At 60.7% G+C, this 27,000-nt stretch carries 28 protein-coding genes; 10 read left to right on the top strand and 18 right to left on the bottom strand.

The window, feature by feature from the left end; translation table 11 throughout:
• Positions 1-11: 11 nt before the first annotated feature.
• Both FJQ89_RS18775 and FJQ89_RS18770 read right to left on the bottom strand, forming a co-directional pair.
• Positions 12-1,646, bottom strand: a complete 1,635-nt coding sequence (locus tag FJQ89_RS18775) for an FAD-dependent oxidoreductase (RefSeq protein ID WP_141171269.1) — start codon at positions 1,644-1,646, stop codon at positions 12-14.
• A complete protein-coding gene (locus tag FJQ89_RS18770; protein WP_141171268.1) occupies positions 1,646-3,157 on the bottom strand; it encodes a polyamine aminopropyltransferase in 1,512 nt (503 codons plus the stop codon). The genes FJQ89_RS18775 and FJQ89_RS18770 overlap by 1 nt, the downstream gene beginning before the upstream one ends.
• Positions 3,158-3,216: 59 nt before the next feature.
• Here FJQ89_RS18770 and FJQ89_RS18765 point away from each other — a divergent pair, with 59 nt between their 5' ends.
• From FJQ89_RS18765 to rsgA, 7 genes are all read left to right on the top strand, one after another.
• Positions 3,217-3,603, top strand: coding sequence for a DUF350 domain-containing protein (locus FJQ89_RS18765; protein ID WP_070313122.1), 387 nt, complete (start codon positions 3,217-3,219; stop codon positions 3,601-3,603).
• 31 nt (positions 3,604-3,634) lie between these two features.
• Positions 3,635-4,669, top strand: coding sequence for an SPFH domain-containing protein (locus tag FJQ89_RS18760; protein WP_141171267.1), 1,035 nt, complete (start codon positions 3,635-3,637; stop codon positions 4,667-4,669).
• Positions 4,670-4,689: 20 nt separating this feature from the next.
• The gene (locus FJQ89_RS18755; RefSeq protein WP_141171266.1) at positions 4,690-6,153 is read left to right on the top strand and encodes a DUF4178 domain-containing protein; all 1,464 of its coding nucleotides are present in this window, start codon (positions 4,690-4,692) and stop codon (positions 6,151-6,153) included.
• A complete protein-coding gene (locus FJQ89_RS28090) occupies positions 6,150-6,320 on the top strand; it encodes a hypothetical protein (RefSeq protein ID WP_168208483.1) in 171 nt (56 codons plus the stop codon). The genes FJQ89_RS18755 and FJQ89_RS28090 overlap by 4 nt, the downstream gene beginning before the upstream one ends.
• A gap of 2 nt (positions 6,321-6,322) precedes the next feature.
• Entirely contained in the window at positions 6,323-6,688 is a 366-nt protein-coding gene (gene speD, locus FJQ89_RS18750; protein WP_141171265.1) for an adenosylmethionine decarboxylase, read from the top strand.
• A gap of 69 nt (positions 6,689-6,757) precedes the next feature.
• Complete coding sequence (locus tag FJQ89_RS18745; RefSeq protein WP_141171264.1) at positions 6,758-7,312, top strand: hypothetical protein; 555 nt, start codon at positions 6,758-6,760, stop codon at positions 7,310-7,312.
• 276 nt (positions 7,313-7,588) lie between these two features.
• Positions 7,589-8,653, top strand: a complete 1,065-nt coding sequence (rsgA, locus tag FJQ89_RS18740; protein ID WP_141171263.1) for a ribosome small subunit-dependent GTPase A — start codon at positions 7,589-7,591, stop codon at positions 8,651-8,653.
• Positions 8,654-8,729: 76 nt separating this feature from the next.
• Here the strand turns inward: rsgA and FJQ89_RS18735 are convergent, their stop codons facing one another.
• The 13 genes from FJQ89_RS18735 to mnmG all read right to left on the bottom strand — a co-directional run bounded on the left by FJQ89_RS18735 (position 8,730) and on the right by mnmG (position 20,566).
• Positions 8,730-9,149 (bottom strand): F0F1 ATP synthase subunit epsilon, encoded by a 420-nt coding sequence (locus FJQ89_RS18735; RefSeq protein WP_065307860.1) that lies wholly within the window; start codon positions 9,147-9,149, stop codon positions 8,730-8,732.
• Between the two features lie 62 nt (positions 9,150-9,211).
• Positions 9,212-10,612, bottom strand: a complete 1,401-nt coding sequence (gene atpD, locus FJQ89_RS18730; protein ID WP_071080005.1) for a F0F1 ATP synthase subunit beta — start codon at positions 10,610-10,612, stop codon at positions 9,212-9,214.
• Positions 10,613-10,641: 29 nt separating this feature from the next.
• A complete protein-coding gene (atpG, locus tag FJQ89_RS18725; RefSeq protein WP_141171262.1) occupies positions 10,642-11,517 on the bottom strand; it encodes a F0F1 ATP synthase subunit gamma in 876 nt (291 codons plus the stop codon).
• A 62-nt stretch (positions 11,518-11,579) separates the two neighbouring features.
• Positions 11,580-13,121, bottom strand: coding sequence for a F0F1 ATP synthase subunit alpha (atpA, locus tag FJQ89_RS18720; RefSeq protein ID WP_071080007.1), 1,542 nt, complete (start codon positions 13,119-13,121; stop codon positions 11,580-11,582).
• Positions 13,122-13,199: 78 nt separating this feature from the next.
• Positions 13,200-13,745, bottom strand: coding sequence for a F0F1 ATP synthase subunit delta (locus FJQ89_RS18715; protein WP_071080008.1), 546 nt, complete (start codon positions 13,743-13,745; stop codon positions 13,200-13,202).
• A gap of 2 nt (positions 13,746-13,747) precedes the next feature.
• A complete protein-coding gene (locus tag FJQ89_RS18710; protein WP_099761157.1) occupies positions 13,748-14,218 on the bottom strand; it encodes a F0F1 ATP synthase subunit B in 471 nt (156 codons plus the stop codon).
• A gap of 43 nt (positions 14,219-14,261) precedes the next feature.
• Positions 14,262-14,540: a F0F1 ATP synthase subunit C gene (gene atpE, locus FJQ89_RS18705; RefSeq protein ID WP_071080009.1), complete on the bottom strand. Its 279-nt coding sequence runs from the start codon at positions 14,538-14,540 to the stop codon at positions 14,262-14,264.
• A 59-nt stretch (positions 14,541-14,599) separates the two neighbouring features.
• Positions 14,600-15,409 carry a F0F1 ATP synthase subunit A gene (gene atpB, locus FJQ89_RS18700; protein ID WP_071080010.1) on the bottom strand — a complete coding sequence of 270 codons (810 nt, stop codon included), beginning with the start codon at positions 15,407-15,409 and terminating at the stop codon, positions 14,600-14,602.
• A gap of 51 nt (positions 15,410-15,460) precedes the next feature.
• Positions 15,461-15,829 (bottom strand): ATP synthase subunit I, encoded by a 369-nt coding sequence (locus FJQ89_RS18695; protein ID WP_100875073.1) that lies wholly within the window; start codon positions 15,827-15,829, stop codon positions 15,461-15,463.
• A 269-nt stretch (positions 15,830-16,098) separates the two neighbouring features.
• A complete protein-coding gene (locus FJQ89_RS18690; RefSeq protein WP_141171261.1) occupies positions 16,099-16,983 on the bottom strand; it encodes a ParB/RepB/Spo0J family partition protein in 885 nt (294 codons plus the stop codon).
• A 65-nt stretch (positions 16,984-17,048) separates the two neighbouring features.
• Entirely contained in the window at positions 17,049-17,819 is a 771-nt protein-coding gene (locus FJQ89_RS18685) for a ParA family protein (protein WP_096232943.1), read from the bottom strand.
• A 168-nt stretch (positions 17,820-17,987) separates the two neighbouring features.
• Entirely contained in the window at positions 17,988-18,632 is a 645-nt protein-coding gene (gene rsmG / locus FJQ89_RS18680) for a 16S rRNA (guanine(527)-N(7))-methyltransferase RsmG (protein ID WP_141171260.1), read from the bottom strand.
• Positions 18,629-20,566: a tRNA uridine-5-carboxymethylaminomethyl(34) synthesis enzyme MnmG gene (gene mnmG / locus FJQ89_RS18675; protein WP_141171259.1), complete on the bottom strand. Its 1,938-nt coding sequence runs from the start codon at positions 20,564-20,566 to the stop codon at positions 18,629-18,631. Before mnmG ends, rsmG begins: the two co-directional genes overlap by 4 nt.
• A 316-nt stretch (positions 20,567-20,882) precedes the next feature.
• On the opposite strand from mnmG, the gene sugE reads away from it, so the two are divergent.
• From sugE to FJQ89_RS18660, 3 genes are all read left to right on the top strand, one after another.
• Entirely contained in the window at positions 20,883-21,203 is a 321-nt protein-coding gene (gene sugE, locus FJQ89_RS18670; RefSeq protein WP_141171258.1) for a quaternary ammonium compound efflux SMR transporter SugE, read from the top strand.
• An 11-nt stretch (positions 21,204-21,214) separates the two neighbouring features.
• Complete coding sequence (locus tag FJQ89_RS18665) at positions 21,215-21,574, top strand: NADH-quinone oxidoreductase subunit A (RefSeq protein WP_141171257.1); 360 nt, start codon at positions 21,215-21,217, stop codon at positions 21,572-21,574.
• An 85-nt stretch (positions 21,575-21,659) separates the two neighbouring features.
• Positions 21,660-22,817, top strand: coding sequence for an iron-containing alcohol dehydrogenase (locus FJQ89_RS18660; RefSeq protein WP_141171256.1), 1,158 nt, complete (start codon positions 21,660-21,662; stop codon positions 22,815-22,817).
• 3 nt (positions 22,818-22,820) lie between these two features.
• Here FJQ89_RS18660 and FJQ89_RS18655 read toward each other — a convergent pair whose 3' ends face one another.
• From FJQ89_RS18655 to FJQ89_RS18645, 3 genes are all read right to left on the bottom strand, one after another.
• The gene (locus tag FJQ89_RS18655; RefSeq protein WP_141171255.1) at positions 22,821-24,890 is read right to left on the bottom strand and encodes a 3-hydroxybutyrate oligomer hydrolase family protein; all 2,070 of its coding nucleotides are present in this window, start codon (positions 24,888-24,890) and stop codon (positions 22,821-22,823) included.
• Positions 24,891-24,965: 75 nt separating this feature from the next.
• On the bottom strand, positions 24,966-25,946 hold the full coding sequence (locus tag FJQ89_RS18650; RefSeq protein ID WP_141171254.1) for a branched-chain amino acid ABC transporter permease: 981 nt from the start codon (positions 25,944-25,946) through the stop codon (positions 24,966-24,968).
• 31 nt (positions 25,947-25,977) lie between these two features.
• Complete coding sequence (locus tag FJQ89_RS18645; RefSeq protein WP_034752662.1) at positions 25,978-26,862, bottom strand: branched-chain amino acid ABC transporter permease; 885 nt, start codon at positions 26,860-26,862, stop codon at positions 25,978-25,980.
• Between the last annotated feature and the right edge of the window lie 138 nt (positions 26,863-27,000).

The following is a 27,000-nucleotide window of genomic DNA, read 5'->3' as shown; positions in this document are numbered from 1 at the left end:
AGTAGCTTATGTCAGACGTTAGCCGCCAATCGCGCTGCCCTATCCCCCCACCACGCCGCTTCCTCGAACACGGAAAAGCCCGACAGATCGGCATGCGCGAACAGGATGGCACCGTCATGTTCACGCAAGGCCTTCAAGCCCGCATTGCTGCGAAATCCCGGTAACGGTGCGGCCATGGCGTGGCCGCGCACGGTAATGTCGACGCGCTCGACGCAGCTGGCGAAATCGCGTCCATACGCCGTTTTCAGGTCGACGCTGGCCAGCGCCAGCAATTCTTCGGGCGTGGCCGTATCGAGCCATTTGCGCGCTTGCTGCGGCGTGCGGTCGGACAGCGCCACGTAGGCGCTGAAGACGGTTTTCTCGGGCGGACGCACGCGGATATCCTGGTGGGTCGAGACGACATAGCCGAGGCCCGGTTCCTGGTACACCACGTTATCCCAGCACAGTGGTGCATGCGGCAGTTCGTCGGGAAAGCGTTTCAGTAAAAAGTTCGCCACCATCCATGGCGCATACGCGGGCGTATCGCGCTTCGCGTCAAAGCCGTAGCTGGCAATGTCCGGCACCACGCGCGCCGCCACATACAAGGGCATGGCGCAGATGGCCTTGCGTGCCTTGACCAGGTAGGTGCGTGGCTGGCCGTCGACCAGTTCCAGGCACAGCGCTTCCACGCCCTGGTCTGTCGTCTGCACGGAAACCACCGTGCCCGCATGACGTTTGACGCCTGAGGCCTGCTCCATGGCCGTGGCGACTGGCTGCATGCCGCCGGGCCAGGTCAGCCAGGCGCCATTGCCCGCATTCGCCGCCTGCCCCCAGCGGCTGCAATAGTAATGCAGGCCGGCCCAGGCCGACACCTGATCGTAGCGCGTGCCATAGTCGTCGCGGCAGCAGTAATTCAGATACCAGTGCAGGGTGGGCGAGGTATAGCCTTCGCGCTCCATCCACTGCTTCAAGGTGATGGCGTCGAGCGCCTGCCAGGCCGGGTCTTGCGACGATTCCACGGTAGGGAAAACGAAGACGCGCTTGCCATCGTTGCCGCGCGCCTGACGCAAATGCCGCACCTCGGCAAAGAAGCGTTCGTGCTGCGCCAGTTCCGCAGGCGGCACGCCTTCGGTGGGAATGAAGCCATCCTGCCACAGGCCGTTGAACAGCAATCGTTCTTCCGGCGCGTGCAGGATATAGCGCTCGTCGTAGTACGGCTTTTCCGCCTGCGGGTCGCGCTGGATAATCCCCAGGTCGAACAGGATCTCGCGCACGTGGGTCGATTCGGGTGAAGGCAGCGGCAAATAATGGCCACCGGTCGGATAGGCCAGCTCGCCGAACTGCCCGCCGGCCGCGTTGCCATACGGCTGCGGGCCATCGACCATCAGGAAATCCTGGTGCCCCAGCTTGTTCAGGCGCCACGCCGCCGTCAGGCCGGCGATGCCGGAACCGAGGATGGCGACATCCGTGGTGATGGTTGCCGAGGGCGCCGGCAGCGCCGTGTGCTCGCGCAGCAGCGTGCGCAAATAGTGTCCCTCGCTGCGGCCCGGATACAGCACCTTGGGCGTGATCTCCTGCCAGCGCAGATACGCGGCAATGCTGCCGATGCCGGCGGCGGCCGCCGCCGCGCCACCGGCAGCCCACAGCATGAAGGAGCGGCGCTGCATCAGCGAATCACCCGGTTCCAGTCCTGCTCGAATTCATGCACGAGCGACTGGGTGTTGAGGCGATTCGGCGCCATCGGCAGCGGCTGCATGTCGGGCGGGAAGATGAACATTTCGCGCGTGGTGTCCGCATTCAGGTAGCGCATCGGCAGGCGGTATGTCGTCGGCGGTGTGTAGTCAAGCTGGGGTGAAGCCAGGATAAAACCCCATTCGCCGAACGAGGGTACATAGGCGTGGTAGGGCCAGGTACGCATGCCCACTTCGCGCAGGGTCGCATTGATGGTCCAGTAGGCGTGTGGGGCAAAGAAAGGCGACGTCGATTGCACCACCATCAAGCCCTTGGCCGCCAGGTGTTTTTTCACCAGGTCGTAGAAGGGCACGGAATACAGCTTGCCGAGCGCGAAGCTGGACGGATCGGGAAAGTCGACGATGGCCGCGTCGAACATGTCGCCGTTGTTGCGCAGCCAGACGGCGGCATCGGCATTGACGACGGTGACGCGCTTGTCCGAGAACGAATTGTTATTCAGCTTTGCCAGTTCCGGGCGCGTGGTAAACGCGGCCGTCATGGCGGGGTCAAGGTCGACCACGGTGACGTGTTCGATATTCGGATAGCGCAGGATTTCGCGCAGCGCCAGGCCATCGCCGCCGCCCAGCACCAGCACGCGGCGCGCCCATGGCAAGGCTTCCAGCACGGGGTGCACCAGCGCTTCGTGGTAGCGGTACTCGTCGCGCGAGGAAAACTGCAGGTTGCCATTGATGTACAGCCGCGTATCGTCCTTCCAGCGCGTGATCACCAGGCGCTGGTAGGGCGTGGTGGTGGAATACACGATCTGGTCACCGAACAGGCCATGTTCGCCCCAGGCCACCATGCGGTCCGACATGGCAAAGCCGACGATCAGCAGCAGCAGCACGACGCAGGCGCGCAGGAAGCGCCCGGTGAGGTTCTTCAGCTCGGCGCGGAACACGTAAATCGTCCACAGGCCCACGCCCACGTTGAGCATGCCGAACAAAAAGCCCGTACGCACCAGTCCCAGATACGGCGACAGCACCAGCGGGAACAGCAGCGAAACTGCCAGCGCGCCCAGGTAATCGAAGGTCAGTACGCGGCTGACCAGTTCACTAAATTCCGTCTGGCGCGAATTGAGGGCACGCATCACCAGCGGCACTTCCATGCCGACCAGTGCGCCGATCAGGAACACCATCACATACAATAAGGTGCGAAATGGCGCCGCCATCCACGAAAACGTCATGAACAGGATGGCGGCCGACAAGCCGCCGATCAGGCCCACGGCCAGCTCGATGTCGACGAAGCGCGAGAGCACGTCGTCGTCCTTTACATACTTGGAAAAGTGAGCGCCCACACCCATGGCGAACAGGTAGCAGCCGATAATGGTGGAAAACTGCAAGATGGAGTCGCCGAGCAGGTAGCTGGACATGGCGCCGGCGATCAGCTCATACGCGAGGCCGCAGGAGGCAACCACGAAGACGGACAAGATCAGAATCTTTTTGTTCATTGGACTTTTTTTGTTCTAATATGCGTTGACGTTATCAAATACTCATTGCGAGGAAAGCCGTGCCCGCCATCCTAAACTATCTGATCCATCTTTTACTGGCCGCCGGGCTGTTGATTGTATTTTTTATCATCTACACGCGCGTCACGCCGTATAACGAAGTGCTGCTGATTCGCCAGGGCAACCAGGCGGCGGCGCTGTCGCTGGGCGGCGCGCTGCTGGGCTTTTCCGCTACCATCGCCTCGTCCCTGATGCATACGGCCGACTACCAGCAGTTCTTCGCCTGGGCCTTCGGCGCCATGGTGGTGCAATTGCTCGCCTATGTGGTCACCACGCGCCTGCTGCGCATGTCGAAGGACCAGATCGAATCGAACAACAGCGCCTTCGGCGGCCTGCTGGGCGCCATTTCCCTGTCGATCGGCGCCATCAACGCCGCCTGCATTTCCTGACACCGTTTTATCTTATTCAAGGATATCCATCATGAGCCTCGGCAGCTTTATCAAGAAGCAGTTTATCGACGTACTGCAGTGGAACGAAGAAACGGAAGGCGTACTGGCCTGGCGTTTTCCGATGCAGGATTTCGAGATCCAGAACGGCGCCATCCTGAATGTGCGCGAATCGCAGGTCGCCGTCTTCGTCAATGAAGGCAAGATCGCCGACGTCTTCGGCCCCGGCACGCACAAGCTGACGACGCAGACATTACCGCTGCTGACCAACCTGAAAAACTGGGACAAGCTGTTCGACTCGCCCTTCAAGTCGGACGTGTATTACTTCAGCACCCGCGTGCAGACGGGCCGCAAATGGGGCACGCCGCAGCCGATCACCATCCGCGACAAGGATTTCGACATGATCCGCGTGCGCGCCTTCGGCATGTATTCGTACCGCATCGCCGACGCCCGCACCTTCTTCACCGAGATCAGCGGCACGCGCGAAATCTATACGCGCGACGAGGTGGAAGACCAGTTGCGCGGCATTCTGATGTCGAGCATGGCCAGCTCGCTGGGCGGCGCGAATGTGCCCTTCCTCGACATGGCGGCCAACCAGGCGCTGATGGCGCAAGAGGTCAAAGATGGCCTGGCGCAGGCGTTTGCCCGCTATGGCGTGGGCCTCGATGAATTCAACGTGGCCAGCATCAGCCTGCCCGAGGAATTGCAGGCGGCGCTCGACGAGCGTATTTCCGCCGGCATGAAGGGCGGGCTGGGCGCCGACAAGATGAGCGGCTACACCAAATTCCAGGTGGCCAACGCGATCCCGCTGGCGGCACAGAACGAAGGCGGCATGGCCGGCATCGGCGCGGGACTCGGCGCCGGGCTGTCGATCGGCCAGGTGATGGCGCAAAGCATGGGCGGTGCGCTGCAGCAGCAGGCACCGGCTCCGGTGGCGCCACCGGCCCCTGCCGAGGAACCGATCGAGGCGCGCCTGGAAAAGCTCAAGGGTTTATTGGACAAGGGCCTCATATCGCCGGCCGACTATGACGGCGCGAAAGCGGAACTGCTGAAGAAACTGATCGGCTGATTAGAGCGAAATACGACTGCATGCAAACTGTTTCCTGTCCCAGCTGCGGCGCGGAAGTCCGCTTCCGCTCGCACGCTTCCGTGCTCGCCGTGTGCGAGTACTGCCACAGCACCATCCTCAAGGACGCCGATTCCGTCAGGGACGTGGGCAAGATGTCGGCCGTCCTGGAAGACTATACACCGATCCAGATCGGCACGGCCGGCGTCTATGACGGCCTGCACTTCACCGTCGTCGGGCGCATCCAGCAGCGCTACAGCGCCGGCACGTGGAACGAGTGGTATCTGCTGTTCGACGACGCCAGCACGGCCTGGCTGGGCGACTCGTCCGGCCTGTACACCCTGACGCGTGAGCGCAGCACGCAAGACGCCCTGCCCGTCTTTGGCGAGCTGGCGCCAGGCAAGCGCTATACGCTCTGCGGCGAGCCGTACACGGCGGCCGAGATCCGCAATGCCGAATGCATCGCCGGCCAGGGAGAATTGCCGTTCAAGGTGGGCGCCGGCTGGCGCATCCAGGTGGCGGACTTCCGCAACTACGCGAGCTTTGTCACGCTCGACTACACGGATGGCCCGCACCCGGTCGTCTACCAGGGCGTCGCCGTCACCCTGGATGGCTTGCAGTGCCAGCTGCTGCGCGACGACGACGCCATCGCCAAAAGCGCCGGCAAGTACCGCGGCAAGCTCGATGCGCTCGACTGCCCGTCCTGCGGCAGCGGCATCAAGTATGTGCCCGGCGCGGCGGCGCAGCTGGTGTGTCCCGCCTGCCACGCGCAGCTCGACGCCAGCGGCCCGGAAGCGCAAGTGCTGGCCATCGGCAAACAGGTGCACGACAACGCCGACATCACGCTGGAGCTGGGCGCCAGCGCAAAGATCAGCAATGCCGACTTTACGGTGATCGGCATGATGCGCCGCGCCGACGACGAGGGTAGTCAGTGGAACGAATACCTGCTGTTCAGCGCGCGCGCCGGTTTTTTCTGGCTGGTGGAGACGGACGACGGCTGGTCGCGCTCGAACGTGCTGCCGAACTGGCCCAACTGGGCCTCGCTGGACGCCGCTACCTGCACGCTCGATGGCGCCACCTATCGCAAACTGTACGACTACGGCTCGCAGGTTGTCTACGCGGCGGGCGCCTTCAACTGGAAGGTGGCCGTCGGCGACAGCACGCGCGTCTATGAATTCGAACAGGGTCAGACCAAGCTGGCGGCGGAGCTCACCGGCGAGGAAATGACGTGGTCGCGCTCCGTGCCCGTCGCCTATGACCAGATGGCCGCCTGGTTCGGCGCCGCCTTCCATGGCGGCGCCAAGGTACAAAATACGAAACTGAGCCACCGTGGCATCGCCAAGGTCTTCATCGTCATCGTGCTGGTCCTGAATGCGATCCCCATGTTTGTCTCGTTTTCCAGCACCTTGATGTGGAGTTTGCTGGGCTGCCTGGCGCTGTTCCTGCCCGCCGTTTTCCTCGACAAGAATGCAAAGAATCCTCCATGAGTAAGTACGTGATCTATGCCCTGATGGTGACGTTTTCCGTCACGGCCGCCAATTGGGTGCGCATGTTCAAGGTAGCCGGCAGCAGCAGCAGCAGCAGCTGGAGTTCGCGCACGGGCAGCGGCGGCGGCAGCTATGGCGGCGGCTCCAGTGGCGGCAGCCACAAATAAGCATGACCGCCACACCGCATCTGCCCCTGGGCATCCATCTGCTGGCCGACTTGTCCGGCATCGCGCCGGAACGCCTGCGCGACGGCGCCGCGCTCGAACGCCTGCTGCGCTCAGCGGCCACTACGGCAGGCGCGCAGGTGCTGCACAGCCATTTCCACAGCTTTGGCGCAGGCCAGGGCGTCACCGGCGTGGTGCTGCTGGCCGAATCGCACATTTCCATCCACACCTGGCCGGAATGCAGCTTTGCCGCCGTGGACATCTTCATGTGCGGCGCGGCGCAGCCGCAGCTGGCGCTCGACGTCATCCAGAACGCGCTGCAGGCGGCGCACTGCCAGCTGCAGTCCGTGCGGCGCGCCCCGCCAGGGTAGGCCTGGCGTCGCTGGTGGATCGCGTGGCGATCGCTTACACTGTCGGCTGATCCTCCAACCTTGACTCCCATGCACCGTTCCGCCCTCCTCGCCCTGCCCCTGCTGCTGCTGGTTTCCGCCTGCGACGACTACACGGCGCCCAGCCTGTACCAGGCTACCACGCCCGAGTGCAAGACCTGGACGGAGGGCTCGCGTTTCGCGCTGCCGCGCGGTATCAGCGTGTATGCCACGCCCCCCGTCACCTTGAAGGAAGGCGGTACGGAGCTGGCGCTGATTTTTACCTTGCCCGTCGGTACCCAAGCCAGTTTTACGCGCCTGTCCTTCCTGCTGGAAGAACCGAAACAAGCACCGTTCGCCGAAGCCAAGATACTCACCATTTACCAGCGCGGCGTGAGCCGCAAGGCGGAGATGGTCGACGTCATCGACACACTGCCCATCATGTTTTCCGCCGTGGGTTCGAGCGCCGAAACCCAGTGGCGCTTGCGCCTGCAACTGCCGCGCCAGCTGCCGCAGCGCTTCGATCTGTCGATGCCCGACATGCTCGTCGCCGGCAAGCGCTACCCGGTGCGCACGTTTACGTACCGCTATTTCCCCGAGCGCCAGGCGTACGGCATGTGCAGCTGAGCCACACCGTCCATTGACGGCGGCGTACGCCGCTGGCACACTGGCGTTTTCCCTCACACCTCAGGAGGTGACAATATGCGCCATTCGGATACTGCCGTGCTGTCGGCTGCCTGATCACTGTCTTTCCCGGCTAAGACCCTTAGCCCGCTCTTCTTCATACGCGTGATCGCGTAGCCGACGTTCCCCTTCTTTCGTGCCAGTCATCGCGACTGGCTGTGCCTGCACGCGCAGGCTTCACGTCCGCACGCGGACGACAGAATCTGGAATCACGCTACCATGATCGCATTCGATTTTGCGCAACTACGCCTTATCGGGCTGCAGCAGGCCATCGCCGGCGCAGCCACCCAACTCGACTTATCTTCCCCCGCCGCGCAGCTGCTGCGCGTGAGCGCCGTGCATCGCGACAGCATCGGCGTGCACGACGGCATCCTGGAACACCCGGCGCAGATCCTGCCACGCCTGCTGCACGAGCTGCAGGCGCAGGACGACGTCCTCACGGTCGGCGACTGGGTCGCCGCCGAACACGATGCACACGGCACGCTGTGGATAACGGCGCACTTATCCCCAGTCACGCAAATCGCCAGGCGCGGCAATGACGGCCGGCGCCAGGTACTTGCCAGCAATGTCGATACGGCCCTGCTGGTGATGGGACTGGACGGGGATTTTAATCCGCGCCGCCTGGAGCGCTATCTGGCCATCGTGCTGGCGGCGCAAGTGACGCCTGTGGTGGTGCTGAGCAAGGCCGACGTGGCCGACGACGTCGCCGGCAAACTGGCGCAGCTGAAACAGCGCCTGCCGCAGCACGTGCCGCTGTTTGCCGTCGATACGCGCCACGCGTATGACGTGGCCATCCTGGAACCCTGGCTGGGCGCCGGCCAGACCCTGGTGCTGCTCGGTTCATCGGGCGCCGGCAAGTCCAGCCTGACCAATACCCTGTGTACGGCCGGGCAGGCAACCGATGCTGTGCGCCATGGTGATGGCCGTGGCCGGCATACGACGACGGCACGCTCGCTGCACCAGTGCGCGGACGGCGCCTGCATCATCGACACGCCGGGCTTGCGCAGCTGGCAGGCCGATGCCGATGCGCAGACCCTGGCGGCCACGTTTGACGACATCGCGGCACTGGCGTCCACCTGCCAGTTCCGCGACTGCCGGCACGCGAGCGAACCCGGTTGCGCAGTGCGCGGCGCCGTCGATGCGGACCGCCTGCGCAATTATCACAAGCTGCTGCGCGACGCCCGCCGTGGCGAGGCAACGCCGCTCGAGCGCATTGCCGCGCGCGCCAAGTGGAAGACGATATTGAAGGCGGGACTGGAAAGGGGAAAGGACAAGCGCCGCTAATTTTGACTGAAATCGGTTTGCTGAAAAAAAAAGGCAGCCCGCAGGCTGCCTTTTTGTTTTACTGCGTGCGAGCAAATTAATGCTTGCGCAGCTTCTGGATCGCTGCCAGCTGCGCAATCGCGCTGGCCAGTTCGGCTTGCGCTTGCGCGTAGTCGATGCCCGAATCCTTGTTGTGGATATTTTCTTCCGCCAACTTCTTCGCTTCCAGCGCTTTCGCTTCATCCAGGTCGTGACCGCGGATTGCGGTATCGGCCAGGACGGTCACGGTATCCGGTTGCACTTCCAGCAGGCCGCCGGCAACGAAGACGAACTCTTCTTCAGCCTGGCCGACTACCTTGATGCGGACCGCGCCCGGACGGATGCGGGTAATCAACGGCGTGTGGCGTGGGTAGATACCCAGCTCGCCCTGTTCACCCGGCAACGCGACGAATTCTGCTTCGCCTGAAAAAATCAGTTCTTCAGCGGAAACCACGTCAACGTGAATTGTGTGTGCCATGTGTGTCCTATCGGGTTGAAGAACCCCGCCTTCTGAGGGGCGGGGTTAGGCCCAGACTTAACTTAGTTAAGTTTCTTGGCTTTTTCGATTGCTTCTTCGATCGTGCCGACCATGTAGAACGCTTGTTCCGGCAGGTGATCGAGTTCGCCCGAAGCGATCATTTTGAAGCCCTTGATCGTGTCTTTGAGCGAAACGTATTTACCAGGCGCGCCGGTAAAGACTTCAGCGACGTGGAAAGGCTGCGACAGGAAACGCTGCATCTTACGTGCACGGGCGACCAGCAGTTTGTCTTCCGGTGCCAGCTCGTCCATACCCAGAATCGCGATAATGTCGCGCAATTCTTTGTAGCGTTGCAGGGTCGTTTGCACGGCACGCGCGGTGTCATAGTGCTCTTGACCAACGATCAACGGATCGAGCTGACGCGAGGTCGAATCGAGTGGGTCCACGGCTGGGTAGATACCCAGGGAAGCGATGTCACGCGACAGCGCAACGGTCGAATCCAAGTGAGCAAACGTGGTAGCAGGCGATGGATCGGTGTAATCATCGGCTGGAACGTAGACGGCCTGGATCGAGGTGATCGAACCGGTCTTGGTCGACGTGATACGCTCTTGCAGACGGCCCATTTCTTCAGCCAGGGTCGGTTGGTAACCCACAGCCGACGGCATACGGCCCAGCAGTGCCGATACTTCGGTACCAGCCAGCGTAAAGCGGTAGATGTTGTCGACGAAGAACAGAACGTCCTTGCCTTCATCACGGAACGATTCAGCGATCGTCAGGCCGGTCAGCGCAACGCGCAGACGGTTACCTGGCGGTTCATTCATCTGACCGTAGACCATCGCTACCTTGGAGTTCTCTGGATTTTCCAGATCGACCACTTTCGCGTCAGCCATCTCGTGGTAGAAGTCGTTACCTTCACGCGTACGCTCACCAACACCGGCGAACACGGACACGCCGCTGTGCGCTTTGGCGATGTTGTTAATCAATTCCATCATGTTGACGGTCTTGCCTACGCCAGCGCCGCCGAACAGACCAACTTTACCGCCTTTTGCAAACGGACAAACCAGATCGATCACCTTGATGCCGGTTTCCAGCAGTTCTTGCGATGGCGACAGTTCGTCGTATGCAGGAGCGGTGCGGTGGATCGACGCGACTTGCTCGTGCGACACTGGGCCGCATTCGTCAATCGGGTTACCCAGCACGTCCATGATGCGACCCAGGGTTGCTTTACCGACTGGCACCATGATAGGTTTGCCGGTATTCTGGATCATCATGCCGCGACGCAAGCCATCGGACGTGCCGAGTGCAATGGTACGGACAATGCCGTCGCCCAACTGCTGTTGTACTTCCAGGGTCAGTTCCGAGCCTGCCATCTTCAAGGCATCAAATACCTTAGGCATCGCGTTGCGGGGAAACTCAACGTCCACCACAGCGCCGATACACTGAACGATTTTGCCATCAGCCATGTTCGTTCCTTCAATATAGTTAAATTCGTTTAAACCGCAGCCGCACCGGCGACGATTTCGGAGAGTTCTTTGGTAATCGCAGCTTGGCGGGTCTTGTTGTAGATCAGCTTCAGTTCGCCGATCACACTACCCGCGTTGTCGCTTGCAGCTTTCATCGCGACCATCCGTGCCGATTGCTCGGACGCCAGATTCTCCGCGACTGCCTGGTACACCAGCGCTTCTACATAGCGCTCCAGCAATTCGTCGATGATGCTTTGCGCATCCGGCTCGTAGATGTAATCCCACGAGTGTGCGCTCTTGTCGGCGACCATCTTGTCAGCCGTCAGGGGCAGCAACTGTTCGACCACTGGTTCCTGCTTCATCGTGTTGATGAATTTGGTGTAGCACAGGTACACTGCGTCGAGCTTGCCTGCCTGGAACTCTTCGAGCATGACCTTGACAGGTCCGATCAATTTGTCCAGGTGGGGCGTATCACCAGTTTGAATGGCAGAAGCGACGATCTTGACGCCGATGCGATTCAAAAAACCCAAACCCTTGTTACCGATGGCAACTGCTTCAATCCGGTTGCCAGCTGCTTCCAGCTCGCGCGACTTGCTCGTCACCTGGCGCAGGATGTTGGTGTTCATGCCGCCGCACAGACCCTTGTCGGTCGTGACAACGATGAAACCCACTGCCTTCGCTTGCGTACCCTGGGCAGCTGCCAGGAACGGGTGCGTGTATTCCGGATTGGCATTCGCCAGATTGGCGGCGATATTCCGAATCTTGTCACTATAGGGACGAGCGGCCCGCATCCGGTCTTGCGCCTTGCGCATTTTGGACGCGGCGACCATTTCCATCGCCTTGGTGATCTTCTTCGTATTCTCTACGCTCTTGATCTTGCCTCGTATCTCTTTGCTTGATGCCATGAGTCCTTACTCCTTCTGCGCGTAGGGCGGCGCCTCACTCGAGGTGGGCGCCGCCTGGCCGCTTAATATGCGCCGGATTTCTTGAAATCAGCAATGGCCGCCGACAGAGTTGCTTCGCTGTCTTTGTCGAGTTGCTTGGTTTCTTCGATCTTGGCCAGCAGAGCAGCTTGCTTGGTCTTCATGTAAGCGTGGACACCAGCTTCGAACGACAGCACTTGCTTGACTGGCACGTCGTCCATGAAGCCTTTGTTCACCGAGAACAGCGATACGGCCATCAGCGAGATCGACAGTGGCGAGTACTGGGCTTGCTTGAGCAATTCCGTCACGCGGGCACCACGGTCCAGCTGCTTGCGGGTCGACTCGTCCAGGTCCGATGCGAACTGCGCAAACGCGGCCAATTCACGGTACTGCGCCAAGTCGGTACGGATACCACCGGACAGGTTTTTGATGACCTTGGTCTGGGCGGCGCCACCGACGCGCGATACGGAAATACCGGCGTTAATTGCAGGACGGATACCGGCGTTGAACAGCGAGGTTTCCAGGAAGATCTGACCGTCGGTAATCGAAATCACGTTGGTTGGAACGAATGCGGACACGTCGCCAGCTTGCGTTTCAATGATCGGCAGTGCCGTCAGGGAACCGGTCTTGCCTTTGACGGCGCCGTCGGTGAACTTCTCGACGTAGTCGGCGTTCACGCGTGCTGCGCGTTCCAGCAGGCGGCTGTGCAGGTAGAACACGTCACCTGGGTATGCTTCGCGACCTGGTGGACGGCGCAGCAGCAGCGAGATTTGACGGTATGCAACAGCTTGTTTGGACAGATCATCGTAGACGATCAGTGCATCTTCACCGCGGTCACGGAAGTATTCGCCCATGGCGCAACCGGAGTACGGCGAGATGTATTGCATGGCGGCCGATTCCGAAGCGGAAGCGGCGACAACGATGGTGTATTCCATCGCGCCGTGCTGTTCCAGCGAGCGCACGATGTTCTTGATCGACGAGGCTTTTTGGCCAATCGCGACGTAGATACATTTCATGCCCTGGCCTTTTTGATTGATGATCGCATCAATCGCCACAGCCGACTTGCCGGTTTGACGGTCGCCGATGATCAGTTCGCGCTGGCCGCGGCCAACTGGAACCATCGCATCGATCGACTTCAGGCCGGTTTGCATTGGTTGCGAAACGGACTCACGGGCGATCACGCCCGGAGCGATTTTTTCAATCGCGGCCGTCAGTTTCGTGTCGATGGCGCCTTTGCCGTCGATTGGCTGACCCAGCGCGTTGACAACGCGGCCGAGCAGCTCAGGACCAATTGGCACTTCCAGAATGCGGCCGGTGCATTTCACCGTGTCGCCTTCGGAGATGTGCTCGTAGGCACCCAGAATCACGGAACCGACGGAGTCGCGTTCCAGATTCATTGCCAGACCAAACGTGTTGCCTGGGAATTCCAGCATCTCGCCTTGCATCACGTCCGACAAACCGTGGATGCGGCAGATACCGTCGGCGACGGAAATAACCGTGCCTTGATTACGCACTTCAGCGCCGCCGTCAAGACCTTGGATCCGGCTCTTGATCAACTCGCTGATTTCAGATGGGTTGAGTTGCATACTAACTCCTAAAAGTGTTTCTCTCAGCTTGCGCGAGGGGTAAGGGTCTGTCTTAGCTGGCCTGCCGAAGCGCGTGTCTTACGACACCAATGCAGCGTGCAGTTGCTGCAGCTTGGCGCGCACCGAGGTATCGAGCACTTGGTCGCCAACAACCACGCGCACGCCGCCGAGCAGCGATGGATCCACTGTGACGGCAGGGTTGAGCTTACGACTGAATTTCTTTTCCAGCGTTGCGACCAGCTCGGCCGTTTGGCCTTCGCTCAGATCGAAAGCGCTCGTGATCTCGGCGTCAGCCGCACCTTCCAGACCATTTTTCAAGGCATGGAATTGCGCGCCGATTTCCGGCAGCAGGCTGATGCGGCCATTTTCGATCAACAACGTGACGAAGTTTTTGACTTCTTCATTGAGCGGCGATTTCAACAACGACAGGATGGTGGCGGCGACGTCGCTTTCCGAAACTTTCGGATTGCGCGCGTACGCCTGTACCTCGGGGTGGCTACCGATCTGTGCCAGTTCGGACACCAGTTCGGACCACGCCGCGAGGTTGCTTGACTCCTTACCAGCTTGGGCTACGCGGAACAAAGCTTCCGCGTAGGGACGGGCGACGGTTGCGAGTTCTGCCATGATTACAGCTCGACAGCAAGACGCTGCAACATTTCGGCGTGAGCCGTAGCGTTGACTTCACGCTTCAAGATCTGCTCGGCACCCTTGACAGCCAGGTCAGCCACCTGAGCGCGCAATTGTTCGCGTGCTTTCGACAGTTGCTGTTCCGCGTCCGACTGGGCTTGCGCAATGATACGCGCCGCTTCAGCTTGTGCATTTTGCTTGATCTCTTCAGCAACCAGCTGCGCGCGCTTTTCAGCGTCCGCAACGCGTTGCGACGCTTCTTCACGTGCACTGTTCAATGCCTCTTGCGCACGCTTTTCAGCGACAGCCATCGAAGCCTGACCTTGATCGGCCGCAGCCAATCCATCCGCGATTCGTTTGGCACGCTCATCCAGCGCTGTGTTCAGCGCTGGAAATACGAACTTCATCGAGAACCAGACCAACACCGCGAAGGTGATCATCTGGCCGATGAGCGACATATTGATGTCCATACCTTTGCTCCTAACTAAAAGTTTCTCCTAGGGTTGGAGCGAATTACTGAGCAACAGCCGTCAGAGCGGACAGGAACGGGTTAGCGAACGTGTACAGCAGAGCGATACCAACGCCGATCATCGAGATAGCATCCAGCAGACCAGCGATAACGAACAGTTTGGTTTGCAGTTGTGGCATCAGTTCTGGTTGACGTGCCGAAGCTTCCAGGAATTTGCCACCCAGAATAGCGAAGCCCAGAGCGGTGCCGATTGCGGCCAGGCCGATGATGATTGCTGCTGCCAGAACGGTCATGCTTTGTACTTGTGCGATCAGAGCTTGCATAAAATTCTCCTAAATTTAAAAACGAAAGATACTAAAAAAACAAAATATAAAGTTGCTGATTAATGTTTCTCAACCGCAAGGCTCAGATACACAACCGTCAACGCCATAAACACAAAAGCTTGCAAAGTTACAATCAAGATATGGAAAATTGCCCATGGACCACCCAACGCCCACTGTGCCCACCAAGGCAACAACGCGATCAAGATGAAAATCAGCTCGCCGGCATACATATTGCCGAACAGTCGCAGCGACAGGGAGATCAGTTTTGCAACCAACTCAACCATTTGCAGCAAGAAATTAACTGGTGCCAACAAGATCGTGCCGATGATGCCACTTGCATGGAAAGGCGCGGTAAACAATTCCTTGATCCAGCCGCCCAGGCCCTTGGCCTTGACGGAAAACGCGATAATGCACAGAACGACCGAGAACGACATCGCAAAAGTATGGTTCACGTCGGCGGTCGGCACCACGCGCAGCTTGTGCACGCCAAACCAGCTCAACACCGTCGGCAGCAGATCCACCGGCAAGAAGTCCATGGCGTTCAACAACCAGACCCACACGAAAATCGTGATGGCCAGCGGCGCGATGATCTTGCTTTTTGCGTGGAAGGCCCCATTAATAGTCTCATTGACCATTTCCATGATCATTTCGACGAAGTTTTGCAGTTTGCCAGGAACACCGGCCGTCGCACGGCGCGAAGCCATGTAGAAAACGGCAAGGAAAACAAAGCCCATGATGGCAGACACCCAGAAGGTGTCCAGGTTGAAGGCGCCATCGGCGCTTTTCAAGTGGGCCAAATGGTGGCTGATGTATTCTGTGGCGTTGGCCGGGGCAGCATGGCCCGCTTCAATAGCGTGTTCTGTGGTCATAATGAATTTAGATTTGTCGTTTCAGAGCACAACAGGCCCCAAAACCAATGATTAAACAGCGAGCAATGAAAACCAGTATGCTAAGGTTGCCACCGCGAAACCCAAGATCAGCCATAACCAGGCGGCCGACTGAAACAACACCAGTGCCAATATAAACAGCACCGCTGTAATAAATATTTTCACCATTTCCGCACGCAAGTGCGCGCGAAAAGCCTTTTTGGCGTCGCTACTACCGCGAACCACCAGCAAGGCATACGCCAGACTGCCAGCGACGGCGATCGCACCGCCGCATGCGGCGGACCAGCCTCTCACACTACCACCGAAAAACACGGTGAGCGTGGCAAAGCTGATCACGATTGCTAACTGCAAGGCAACTACTTTGTAGACGGGCTTGGCAATACTTTGTTGTGAATCGCTCAATTGCCAGGTTCCCAAAAAAATCTACACACGCAAAGACACGGGATTATAGTTGGCTTTGATCTATAGAGTCAAACGTTGCTGCACCGCAGCAGGGCGATTGCGGCGTGAAACTGACGCTTTACCGACTATTCGCCGCCATTTGCACCACTATATGGCAAAGTCGCTTGTCTGGCCGCTTCCAGCCGTGTTATCAAGGAATCACGTGGTGCATCTGGAAAGCATGGCTGGATTGTCCACACCGCACTCCCCATGTCTTTGCAGCTTGCTATTTAACCACGCAAGCGGGTCAACAAACCATCGAGCACGTCAAGATCGGCAAAATCGATCACCAATTGGCCACGGCCTTTGTTACCCATTTTGAACACCACGGGCGTGGCCAGCGCATCGGACAACTCTTCTTCCAGGCGCGCGATGTCGCCGGACTTTTCCTTTTGCCGCGGTTCGACCGGGTTGGCCGCTTCCTCGAGCGTGCGGGTGACGAGCTTTTCCGTTTCGCGCACCGACAGGCGCTTGGCCACGACCTGGTTGGCCAGCGTGATCTGGCTGGCCGCATCGACCGCCAGCAAGGCGCGCGCATGGCCCATGTCGATATCGCCGGCCATCAGCATGGTCTGCACGGGACTGGCCAGGTTCATCAGACGCAGCAGGTTCGACACCGCGCTGCGCGAGCGTCCCAGCGCAGTGGCCGCTTGCTCATGCGTGAAACTGAAGTCGGCGATCAGGCGGTGAATACCCTGCGCCTCTTCCAGGGGATTCAAGTCTTCGCGCTGGATGTTCTCGATCAGCGCCATGGCGGCGGCGGCCAGGTCATCCACATCGCGCACCAGCACCGGCACTTCCGTCAGGCCGGCCAGTTGCGAGGCGCGGAAACGGCGTTCACCGGCGATGATTTCATATTTGACAAGTCCGCTCAGGGTGTCTTGCCCGATCGGGCGCACCAGGATCGGCTGCATCAGCCCTTGCGCCTTGATCGAGGCGGCCAGTTCGTTCAAGGCCCCTTCGTCCATGCGCGTGCGCGGCTGGTATTTGCCGGCTTGCATTTGCGACACGGGCAAGCTGGAGGGTTGATGCGTGTCCGGGCTGGCGAAGTCGCCGCCGCCACCCAGGAGGGCGTCGAGTCCGCGACCCAGTCCTTTTAATTTTTTCGTAGCCATGCTGTCCTAATCGTGTTTTCAGAGTGAGCGCTCACATCATTCCTTGCGAGTCGCTCGCCCTTTGTTTACATATGTTTGATGCGCTCGACCATCTCGGCGCCGAAGGCGATATACGCCTGGGCACCTTTCGAGCTGGGATCGAAGGTCACGCCGGGCAAGCCGTACGATGGCGCTTCGGCCAGGCGCACATTGCGCGGGATGATGGTCTTGAAGACCTTGTCGCCGAAATGCTGTTCCAGCTGGGCCGACACTTGTTGTGATAATGTCATGCGCGGATCGAACATCACGCGCAAGAGACCAATGATCTTCAAGTCCGGGTTCAGGTTGGCATGTACCTTCTTGATGGTGTTGACCAGGTCGGACAGGCCTTCCAGCGCGTAGTACTCGCACTGCATCGGGATGATCACGCCATGCGCGGCGCACAGGCCGTTCAGGGTCAGCATCGATAATGCCGGTGGGCAATCAACCAGGATGAAGTCGTATTCGCTATCCACTTCGGCCAGCGCATCCTTCAGGCGGCGTTCGCGGTTGTCCAGTTCGACCATCTCCACTTCCGCGCCGGCCAGTTCGCGGTTCGACGGCAGGACATCGAAGCGCCCCGCTTCCGAACGCTGGCGTGCCGTTTTGACATCGGATTCGCCCAGCATGACTTCATAGGTCGACGCCTTCAGGCCGGCCTTGTTGATGCCGGCACCCATGGTCGCATTGCCCTGCGGGTCGAGGTCGACCAGCAGCACGCGCTGGTTCAACTTGGCCAGACCGGCGGAGAGGTTGACGCTTGTTGTGGTTTTACCAACACCACCCTTTTGATTTGCTACACAAAAAATTTTGGCCATGTATCTTCTAGTTGTAAAGAGATGCAAACTTCATCGTGCGCCCCGGCATCCGGCCGAAACGATTTATACTGTTTATTTCATTTATACGATATAAATCGTTTATATGGTTTATATCATTTATACCGTATAAACTGTTTATATGATTTATACCGTTTAATTTTCCAGTCTTTATATTCTTGCTATAAAGACCAGATGACGCTCTGCATTTAGCCCTGGCACCTGAATTGCGCGTAATTGCGTCACTTTCCAGTCTGCCGGCAGTCGCTCGCGCTCGTCTGGCGGTGCCACCCCTTTCAAGGCGATGAATTGCCCGCCCTCGGCCAGCACGTGGTGCGACCAGTTGACGAAGTCGGACAGGTCGGCAAAGGCGCGCGAGGTGATCACATCGAATTTCTGCGACACTTCCAGCTGTTCCACGCGCTTGGTGTACACGGTGACGTTGGCCAGGCCCAGTTCCGCCTTCACCTGCGTCAGAAAGGCTGTCTTTTTGTGCACCGTGTCGATCATCGACACTTTTACGTCAGGCCGCGCGATGGCCAATACCATGCCCGGCAAGCCGCCGCCGGCGCCCACGTCGAGCACGTTTTTGGCATCCGCGAACGCGGGCACGGCCGCCAGCGAATCGAGCACGTGCAGGGTCAGCATCTGCATGGGGTCGCGCACCGACGTCAGGTTGTACACGCTGTTCCATTTGGCCAGCAAGGCCAGGTAATCGAGCAGTTTTTCCGTCTGATCCGCGCTCAGGTCCAGCCCCAGCGCGGCGATGCCTTCATTCAAAATGGGGGCCAGTGCGGCCCGGTCAAACTGCTTCATTCAACAACCTCGTCCTTTAAAGTGGTGGTCTGTGCGGCACCGAAGCCGCGCTTTTTCAAATGCACCAGCAGCAGCGAAATCGCCGCCGGCGTTACGCCCGAAATGCGCGAGGCCTGGCCCAGGGTTTCCGGGCGCTGCTTGTCGAGTTTTTGCCGCACTTCGACCGACAGCGCGCCGATATCGAGGTAATTAAAACCGGCCGGCAAGGCCAGGTTTTCATAGTGTTCGTGGCGCTCGATCTCCTTGCTCTGGCGCTCGATGTAGCCCGCATATTTGAGCTGGATTTCCACCTGCTCGCGCACGGCGGGGTCCTGCACGCCGGGACCGGCCAGGGCCTGGCCTTCCATGCCCGTCATGCTCATCAGGGTGTCGTAGGCGACGTTCGGGCGGCACAGCAAGTCCGCCAGCGAATACTCGCGCTCGATGGCTTGGCCGACGATGCGTTCCGATTCGGCCGCCGCCAGGATGCGCGGATTGACCCACGTGGAACGCAGGCGCTGCAGTTCCAGCGCCACCGCTTCGCGCTTGGTCTCGAACGCTTGCCATTGGGCGTCGCCGACGCAGCCCAGGGTACGGCCGATTTCCGTCAGGCGCATGTCGGCATTGTCTTCGCGCAGGCTCAAGCGGTACTCGGCGCGACTGGTGAACATGCGGTACGGTTCCTGCACGCCCTGGGTGATCAGATCGTCGACCAGCACGCCCAGATACGCCTCGGAGCGGCCCGGTACCCAGGCTTCCTTGTCCTGCGTCAGCAGGGCCGCATTCAGGCCCGCCAGCATGCCTTGCGCGGCCGCTTCCTCGTAGCCGGTGGTGCCGTTGATCTGCCCGGCGAAGAACAGGCCGGCCACGGCCTTCGTTTCCAGCGAGGCTTTCAAGCCGCGCGGGTCGAAGTAATCGTATTCGATGGCGTAACCGGGGCGCAGGATGTGGGCGTTTTCCATGCCCTTCATCGATTGCACCAGGGCGATCTGCACGTCGAACGGCAGGCTGGTGGAAATGCCGTTCGGATAGAACTCATGCGTCGTCAAGCCTTCCGGCTCGAGGAAGATCTGGTGCGATTCCTTGCCCGCGAAACGGTGAATCTTGTCTTCGATGGACGGGCAATAGCGGGGGCCCACGCCCTCGATCACGCCCGTGTACATGGGGCTGCGGTCGAGGCCAGCGCGGATGATGTCGTGCGTCTGGCTATTCGTATGCGTGACCCAGCACGGCACCTGGCGCGGGTGCATGGACGTGTTGCCCATCACGGAAAACACGGGCACGGGATCGAGGTCGCCCGCCTGCTCTTGCATCACGGAAAAGTCAATCGTGCGGCCATCGATGCGCGGCGGCGTGCCCGTCTTCAAGCGGCCTTGGGGCAGCTTCAATTCCTTCAAGCGGGCGGACAGCGAAATGGCGGGCGGGTCGCCGGCGCGGCCAGCCGAGTAATTATTCAAGCCCACGTGGATCTTGCCGTCGAGGAAAGTGCCGGCCGTCAGCACCACGGCGCGCGACAGGAACTTCAAACCGATCTGCGTCACGGCGCCGACGACGCGGTCGCCTTCGACGATCAGATCATCGACCGCTTGCTGGAACAGCCACAGATTCGGCTGGTTTTCCAGGCGCGTACGGATGGCGGCCTTGTAGAGAATGCGGTCGGCCTGGGCGCGCGTGGCGCGGACTGCCGGGCCTTTCGAGGAGTTCAGGATGCGGAACTGGATGCCGGACTCGTCGGTGGCAATCGCCATCGCGCCGCCCATGGCATCGACCTCCTTGACCAGGTGGCCCTTGCCGATGCCACCGATGGAGGGGTTGCACGACATCTGGCCCAGTGTCTCAATATTATGCGTGAGCAATAGCGTCTTCTGCCCCATGCGGGCGGAAGCGAGGGCCGCCTCGGTACCGGCGTGACCACCACCGACAACGATGACGTCGAATTCTGTAGGAAATAACATGATAAATAGGTAACAGTGCAAGTAAAAATGCGGGAAGAGAGCTCCGATTATAGAGTCTTTTTGCGAGCGCAACCTTCCTCGGGCCAATTTTTGCTTAATTTTTACTCAGCAGTGGCAAGCCATCGGCCGTTTCTGTTTCACGTGGAACACGTAACTGGCCTGGGCTGGGGCTGCGGTGCTCGTGAATGTTTGCTACAATTGCCGCATCGTCCGCAAGCGTGGTCACGCCAGTGGCCATCGTGACGAGCATCCAGGAGGACGGCCTCCCCCATCATGGGCACACACCGGGACGGCCCGCTCTGTATAAGGAGCCGCCATGGCCTGGATACTGTTACTGATTGCCGGCATGCTTGAAGTCGTGTGGGCATACTCGATGAAACTCTCCGAAGGTTTCAACCGACTCACCCCTTCCGTCATGACCATCGTCATGATGATCGCCAGCTTCGGCTTGCTGTCGATTGCCATGCGCACCCTGCCCCTGGGCACGGCCTACACCATCTGGACCGGCATCGGCGCCGTCGGCGCCTTCATCGTCGGCATCGTCTTTCTGGGCGAGCAAGTCAACACCATGCGCGTGTGCGCCGCCGTCCTCATCGTGTGCGGCATCGTACTGATGAAGCTGTCGTCCAGCCACTGAGAGGAATTCCCATGCTCCTCGAAAACTATTTTCCCGTCCTGCTGTTCATTCTGATCGGCATCCTGGTCGGCATCGTCCCCATGCTGCTGGGGCGCGTGCTCGGTCCGCACAAACCCGATCCACAAAAACTGTCCCCGTACGAATGCGGCTTCGAAGCGTTCGGCGACGCACGCATGAAATTCGACATCCGCTTCTACCTGGTCGCCATCCTGTTCATCCTGTTCGATATCGAGGTGATCTTCCTGATGCCGTGGGCGGCCAACGTCAACGAACTGGGTTTGCACGGCTTCTGGGCCGTCATGGGCTTCTTGAGCGTACTGGCCATCGGCCTGGCGTATGAATGGAAACGCGGCGCGCTGGAGTGGGAGTAAGCCCCACTTCTGGTTCCACGTGAAACATGCGCAGGGCGGGAAAGCGGAGTAAGCTTGGCTTCTGTCCTCACTGTCAGGAGTCTGCATGTCCGCCTTCCAGTTCCGTACCGTGCCGCATCTGATCGTTGAACCAGGCGCCGCCGCCCAACTGGGCGCGCACATCGCCCATCACTTCCCGAGCGTGCGCCGCGCCCTGCTCGTCACCGACGCGGGGTTTCTGCGTACGGGCCTGGCCGATGCTCCCCTGCACAGCTTGCAGACGGCGGGGATCGAGGTCCACGTCTTTGCCGACGTGCAAGCCGATCCGCCCGAAGCCATCGTCCTGGCCGGCGTGGCCCAGGCGCAGATGTTTCACGTGGAACTGATTATCGGCCTCGGTGGCGGCAGCTCGCTGGACGTGGCCAAGCTGATCGCCGTGCTGGCGCCGGGCCACCAGGAACTGGCGCAACTGTATGGCATCGGTAATGTGCACGGCCAGCGCCTGCCCCTGGTGCAATTGCCGACCACGGCCGGCACCGGTTCGGAAGTGACGCACATCGCCATCGTCACCACGGGCGCCACCAGCAAGCTGGGCGTGGTCGCGCCGCAACTGTATGCGGACCTGGCCATCCTCGACGCCAGCCTGACCCTGGGCTTGCCGCCCGCCGTGACAGCCGCCACCGGCATCGACGCCATGGTGCATGCGATCGAAGCGTACACCAGCCGCCTGCTGAAAAATCCCCTGTCCGACATGCTGGCCACCCAGGCACTGTCGCTGCTGTCCAGCAACCTGCTCACCGCCTGCCGCGATGGCGGCAACTTGCCGGCGCGCCAGGCCATGCTGCTGGGCGCCATGCTGGCCGGCCAGGCGTTTGCCAATGCACCGGTGGCCGCCGTGCATGCGCTCGCTTATCCCATCGGTGGTTTGTTCCACGTGCCACACGGCCTGTCGAATGCGCTGGTGCTGCCGCACGTGTTGCGTTTTAATCTGTCTCACGCGGCACCGCTGTATGCGCAACTGGCGGCCGTCTTGCAGCCTGGTATCGTGGGCAGCGAGGAAGCGCGGGCCGTGGCCCTGATCGACGCCATGCAGGCGCTGGCGCGCGCCACCGGTATCGCGCGCACCCTGCGCGAGGTGGGCATCGCGGCCAGCGACCTGGACCGGCTGGCCGACGACGCCATGCTGCAGACGCGATTGCTGGGCAACAATCCGCGCGTCGTCACACGCGAGGATGCCCGCGCCATCTATGCGGCCGCGCTATGAGACTCAGTCGGGCACATCCACCACCGTTCCCGTCACACTGATCGCATTGCCTGCCGCTGGGGTCGACGCTATCGCCGGCAGGTTGACAGCCGTGATCAAGGTCGACGCATCGGCGCGCGTTACCGTGCGCACCACCTGCGATGGCGGCAAGGCTTGCTTGGCAGACAAATGCGCATACATGGCATCGAGCGCCCGGTTCAGGTACACATGTAGCGGCACGATCAGGGTCGGCAAGGCGCTGCTGAAGGAATCGAAGTGGTTGGCATGGGTCACCTCGATATAGCGCAGCTTGCTATTGCTCCCTTCCACCGCAGCGTTCAGGCCAAGATAGGCGCGCGACGCGTGATTGACGGGAATCAGGGTATCGCTGCGACCGTGCACGATGATGGCCGGCTTGCCGTTCAGTTTGCCGCTGGCCGCTACCTCGGCCACGCCTGCCCGCACGCGCGCGCTCTGCCCTGCCAAAGTGCCTTCCAGGTTGGCGCCGCTGACGGCGTCGCGCCCCGTCGCCAGGCTGCGCAGGCACAGGAAGCCATCGAGCGACTGGTCCGCCAGACTGGTCGAGGGTGATACGCCGGCCGTGTAGCCCTTGGCGCCGCCCACGCTGTTCTCGTACACGACACTGCCGAGGATGCCGTTTTGCGCGGCAAAGCTGGCCGCCTTTTGCGCCGAGGTGAACGCGATCGGATTGCCGCTGCCATCGGTCTGCGCAAACGTGAAACCGCACACCTTGTCCGTCACGGAGAATTTCCCATAGGCATACGCGTACGTGACGGCCACCAGGATATTCGTGCCCGCGTGCGCCGCCTGCAGCGGGTCGGAGTCCGGCAACCAGCCATATGCGCGCAAGCGCTGCTTCGCGTCCGCCTGCTGCGCCGCCAGATCCGCGCCGTTCAATAGCCCCTTGCTGACGAGCGCCGTGCAGCGTCCCGCATTGCCGGCCACGGAAGCGATGCACGGCTGGTACAGCGCCGCATAGGTGGCGTAGTCGAACAGCGCGCGCCCCGGTGTATTCACTACCACCCCACCCTGGCGTACGCTGTAGGCACTCGACGCCGCCGGTTGGACCTGCGGCTCGCTGGCCGCCACGCCGCTGATCAAGCCTTGCGTATCCTGTTCCGCTGCCAGCAAGGCCGAGCCGGCGCCGTTGGAAATGCTCGAGGCGATCGTGATGGTGTTCTTCGGCGTCAGGCGCACGATGCGCGAACTGCCATCGCGGGCCAGCACGCCATAGCGCTCGTTCAAGACGTAATACGCCATCTCGACCGCCTGCAAGGTCACCTTGCCCCAATCCTTCTCCGGGTTCTGTTGCGAATGTGCATGCTTGAAGGCGATGCGGTTCGGATAGGCGGCGGCCCAGGCCAGCCGGTCGGCGTCGTTCAAGTCCGGTGCGAAGAGCGCGCTCTTGCCGGCAGTCACCCTGCCCGCGCGCACGCCATTCTGCACATTCACGCTGTCGTCTTCAAACACATACAGGCCTGTGCCGGAACCCTTGTCCGCATACGCCACGGCGCAACCCTTCTTCAAGCCCCACTCGCCGGAGCTGCCGATGGCGCCATAGATGCCGCGCGAGCCGCTCGACGTGCCCGTGACGATGCAGGCATGCTCGGGGTCGAAGCTGGCCGGCACCTGCACCATCAGGGTGACATTCTTCTTGCCCGTGCCGTCATCGGCATAGGCGATGTATTCGCTGCCCGCCACCAGGCCTTCGCCCGTGCCCACGTTTCCGGACGCATCCACGTTCGGTCCGTACAGGGTGCCATAGCCGCTGTTGGCGGCAATGTCGAGCACGGCGCGGTAGTTGGCGTAGATCGCATTGCGGCGCAGTTCGAGCGGCGTCGGCTGTTCCGTATTCGCATACGCGGGTGCGGCGCCCGCCAGCCCCGTCTTGCCCAGGCCGGCCGTGAGTAAATCATTCGTCTTGCCGTCGTAGTCGGCGCGCGTGATGCTGCCCAGGTAGCCGGGCATCTGGTTCAGCTCTTCCGGTGCATGGTTGCTGCCGCAGGCTGCCAATGCCAGCAGGGTGCACAGGCGCATGCCAGTCGTGCCCGCGCGCGTGATCGTCATTTGCATGGTGGTTCTCTCCGTTGAGGTAACAGTGGACGCACAATGAAAAACGCCGGACGAATCGTCCGGCGTTGCTTGAAATCAGACAGCGGCTTTGGCTGGCCTGCCGCCGAAGCGCGCGATGGCTTCGCCGACAATGCCGCGCCGGAACAGCAGCACGCAGATGACGAAAATCACCCCCGTGACCATGCCCACCGATTCGCCCAGGGTACCGAACCACTCGATGCCCGTATGCGTGGCCAGATAGCTACCAACATCGCCCAGCTTGTTTTCCAGCGCGATGATCAGCACGGCGCCGAGGATGGGACCGGACAAGGTCCCCATGCCGCCCACCAGGGTCATCAGCACGACCAGGCCCGACATGCCCCAATACACATCGGTGAGGGTTTCAAAGCCCAGCACCAGGGTCTTGGTGGCGCCGGCCAGTGCCGCCAGCGAAGCGGACAGCACGATGGCCATCAGCTTGTACTTGTTGACGTCGTAACCGAGCGAGATGGCGCGCGGTTCGTTTTCCTTGATCGCCTTGAGCACCTGGCCGAACGGTGAATGGATGGTGCGTACGATCAGGGCGAAGCCGGCGACAAAAATGGCCAGCACCACGTAGTACAGCACCGTGTCATTGCCTAGGTCTATCATGCCCAGCAAGGTTCCACGTGGAACACCCTGCAAGCCATCTTCGCCGCCCGTGAAGGGCAGGCGCAAGGCGAGGAAGTACACCATCTGCGCCAGCGCCAGGGTGATCATCGTAAAGTAGATGCCCTGCCGGCGGATCGCCAGACCGCCGATCACCAGGCCCAGCAAGGCGCCCGTGGCGACGCCGGCCAGCAAGCCCAGTTCCGTTGGCCAGCCCCAGGTGCGCAGCGCGTAGCCGGTGACATAGCCGGCGCCGCCAAAAAACGCCGCATGGCCAAACGACAGCAAGCCCGTGTAGCCGATCAGCAAGTTAAAGGCACAGGCAAACAGGGCAAAGCACAGCAACTTCATCAGGAAGACGGGATAGCCGTAAAACGGGGCCGCCAACGCCAGCAGCAAGGCAATGGCGTAGCCTACATTCTTATTCATCGTGGTAGCTCCAATACATGACTGATGAGGATTACTTTTCTTTGCCGAACAGACCGGCGGGACGCAGCAGCAGCACGATGACCATTACCACGAAGACCACGGTGGCCGAGCCTTCCGGGTAGAACACGCGGGTCAGGCCCTCGATCACGCCCAGGCCCAGGCCCGTCAGGATGGAACCCATGATGGAACCCATGCCACCGATCACCACCACGGCAAACACGACGATGATCAGGTTCGAGCCCATCAGCGGCGAAACCTGGATGATCGGTGCAGCCAGCACGCCGGCGAAACCGGCCAGCGCCACGCCGAAGCCAAAGGTCAAGGTCACCATCAGCGGCACGTTGATGCCGAACGCTTCCACCAGTTTCGGGTTTTCCGTGCCAGCCCGCAGGTAGGCGCCCAGCTTGGTTTTTTCGATGACGAACCAGGTCGCCAGGCAGACGGAAAGCGAGGCGATCACCACCCAGGCGCGGTAGTTCGGCAGGATCATGAAACCGAGGTCCGTCGCGCCGGCCAGCGCTTCAGGCACGGCATACGGCTGGCCCGAGACGCCATAGAAAGAGCGAAACACGCCTTCCATGATCAGGGTAATGCCAAAGGTCAGCAGCAAGCCATACAGGTGGTCGAGTTTATACAGCCAGCGCAACATGGTCTTTTCGATCAGGATGCCGACCAGGCCGACGAGGATCGGGGCGATGACCAGCATGGCCCAGTAATTGATGTCGAAATAACTGAGGCCCATCCAGGCCAGGAAGGCGCCCATCATGTACATGGCGCCGTGCGAGAAATTAATAACGTTGAGCAAGCCGAAGATGACGGCCAGACCGAGGGACAACATGGCATAGAACGAGCCGTTGACGAGACCCAGCAGCAGCTGGCTCATCATCGCTTGTATTGGAACGCCGAAAATTTCCATGGCATCACAGTATAAAAAGCACCGCCGGGTAGCGGTGTGGTATCAAGGGAAACGCGCCACCGCAAACGGCTGCGGCGGCGCAAGGCGAACCCTGCGAGCGAAGTGCAGGACAGAGCACCCGCGCAGCGGCGGGCACTC

The organism is Janthinobacterium tructae (assembly GCF_006517255.1).
Taxonomy (GTDB): Bacteria; Pseudomonadota; Gammaproteobacteria; order Burkholderiales; family Burkholderiaceae_D; genus Janthinobacterium; species Janthinobacterium tructae.
Note: the sequence above shows the minus strand (reverse complement) of the source record. Positions and strands in the feature narration are given on the sequence as shown.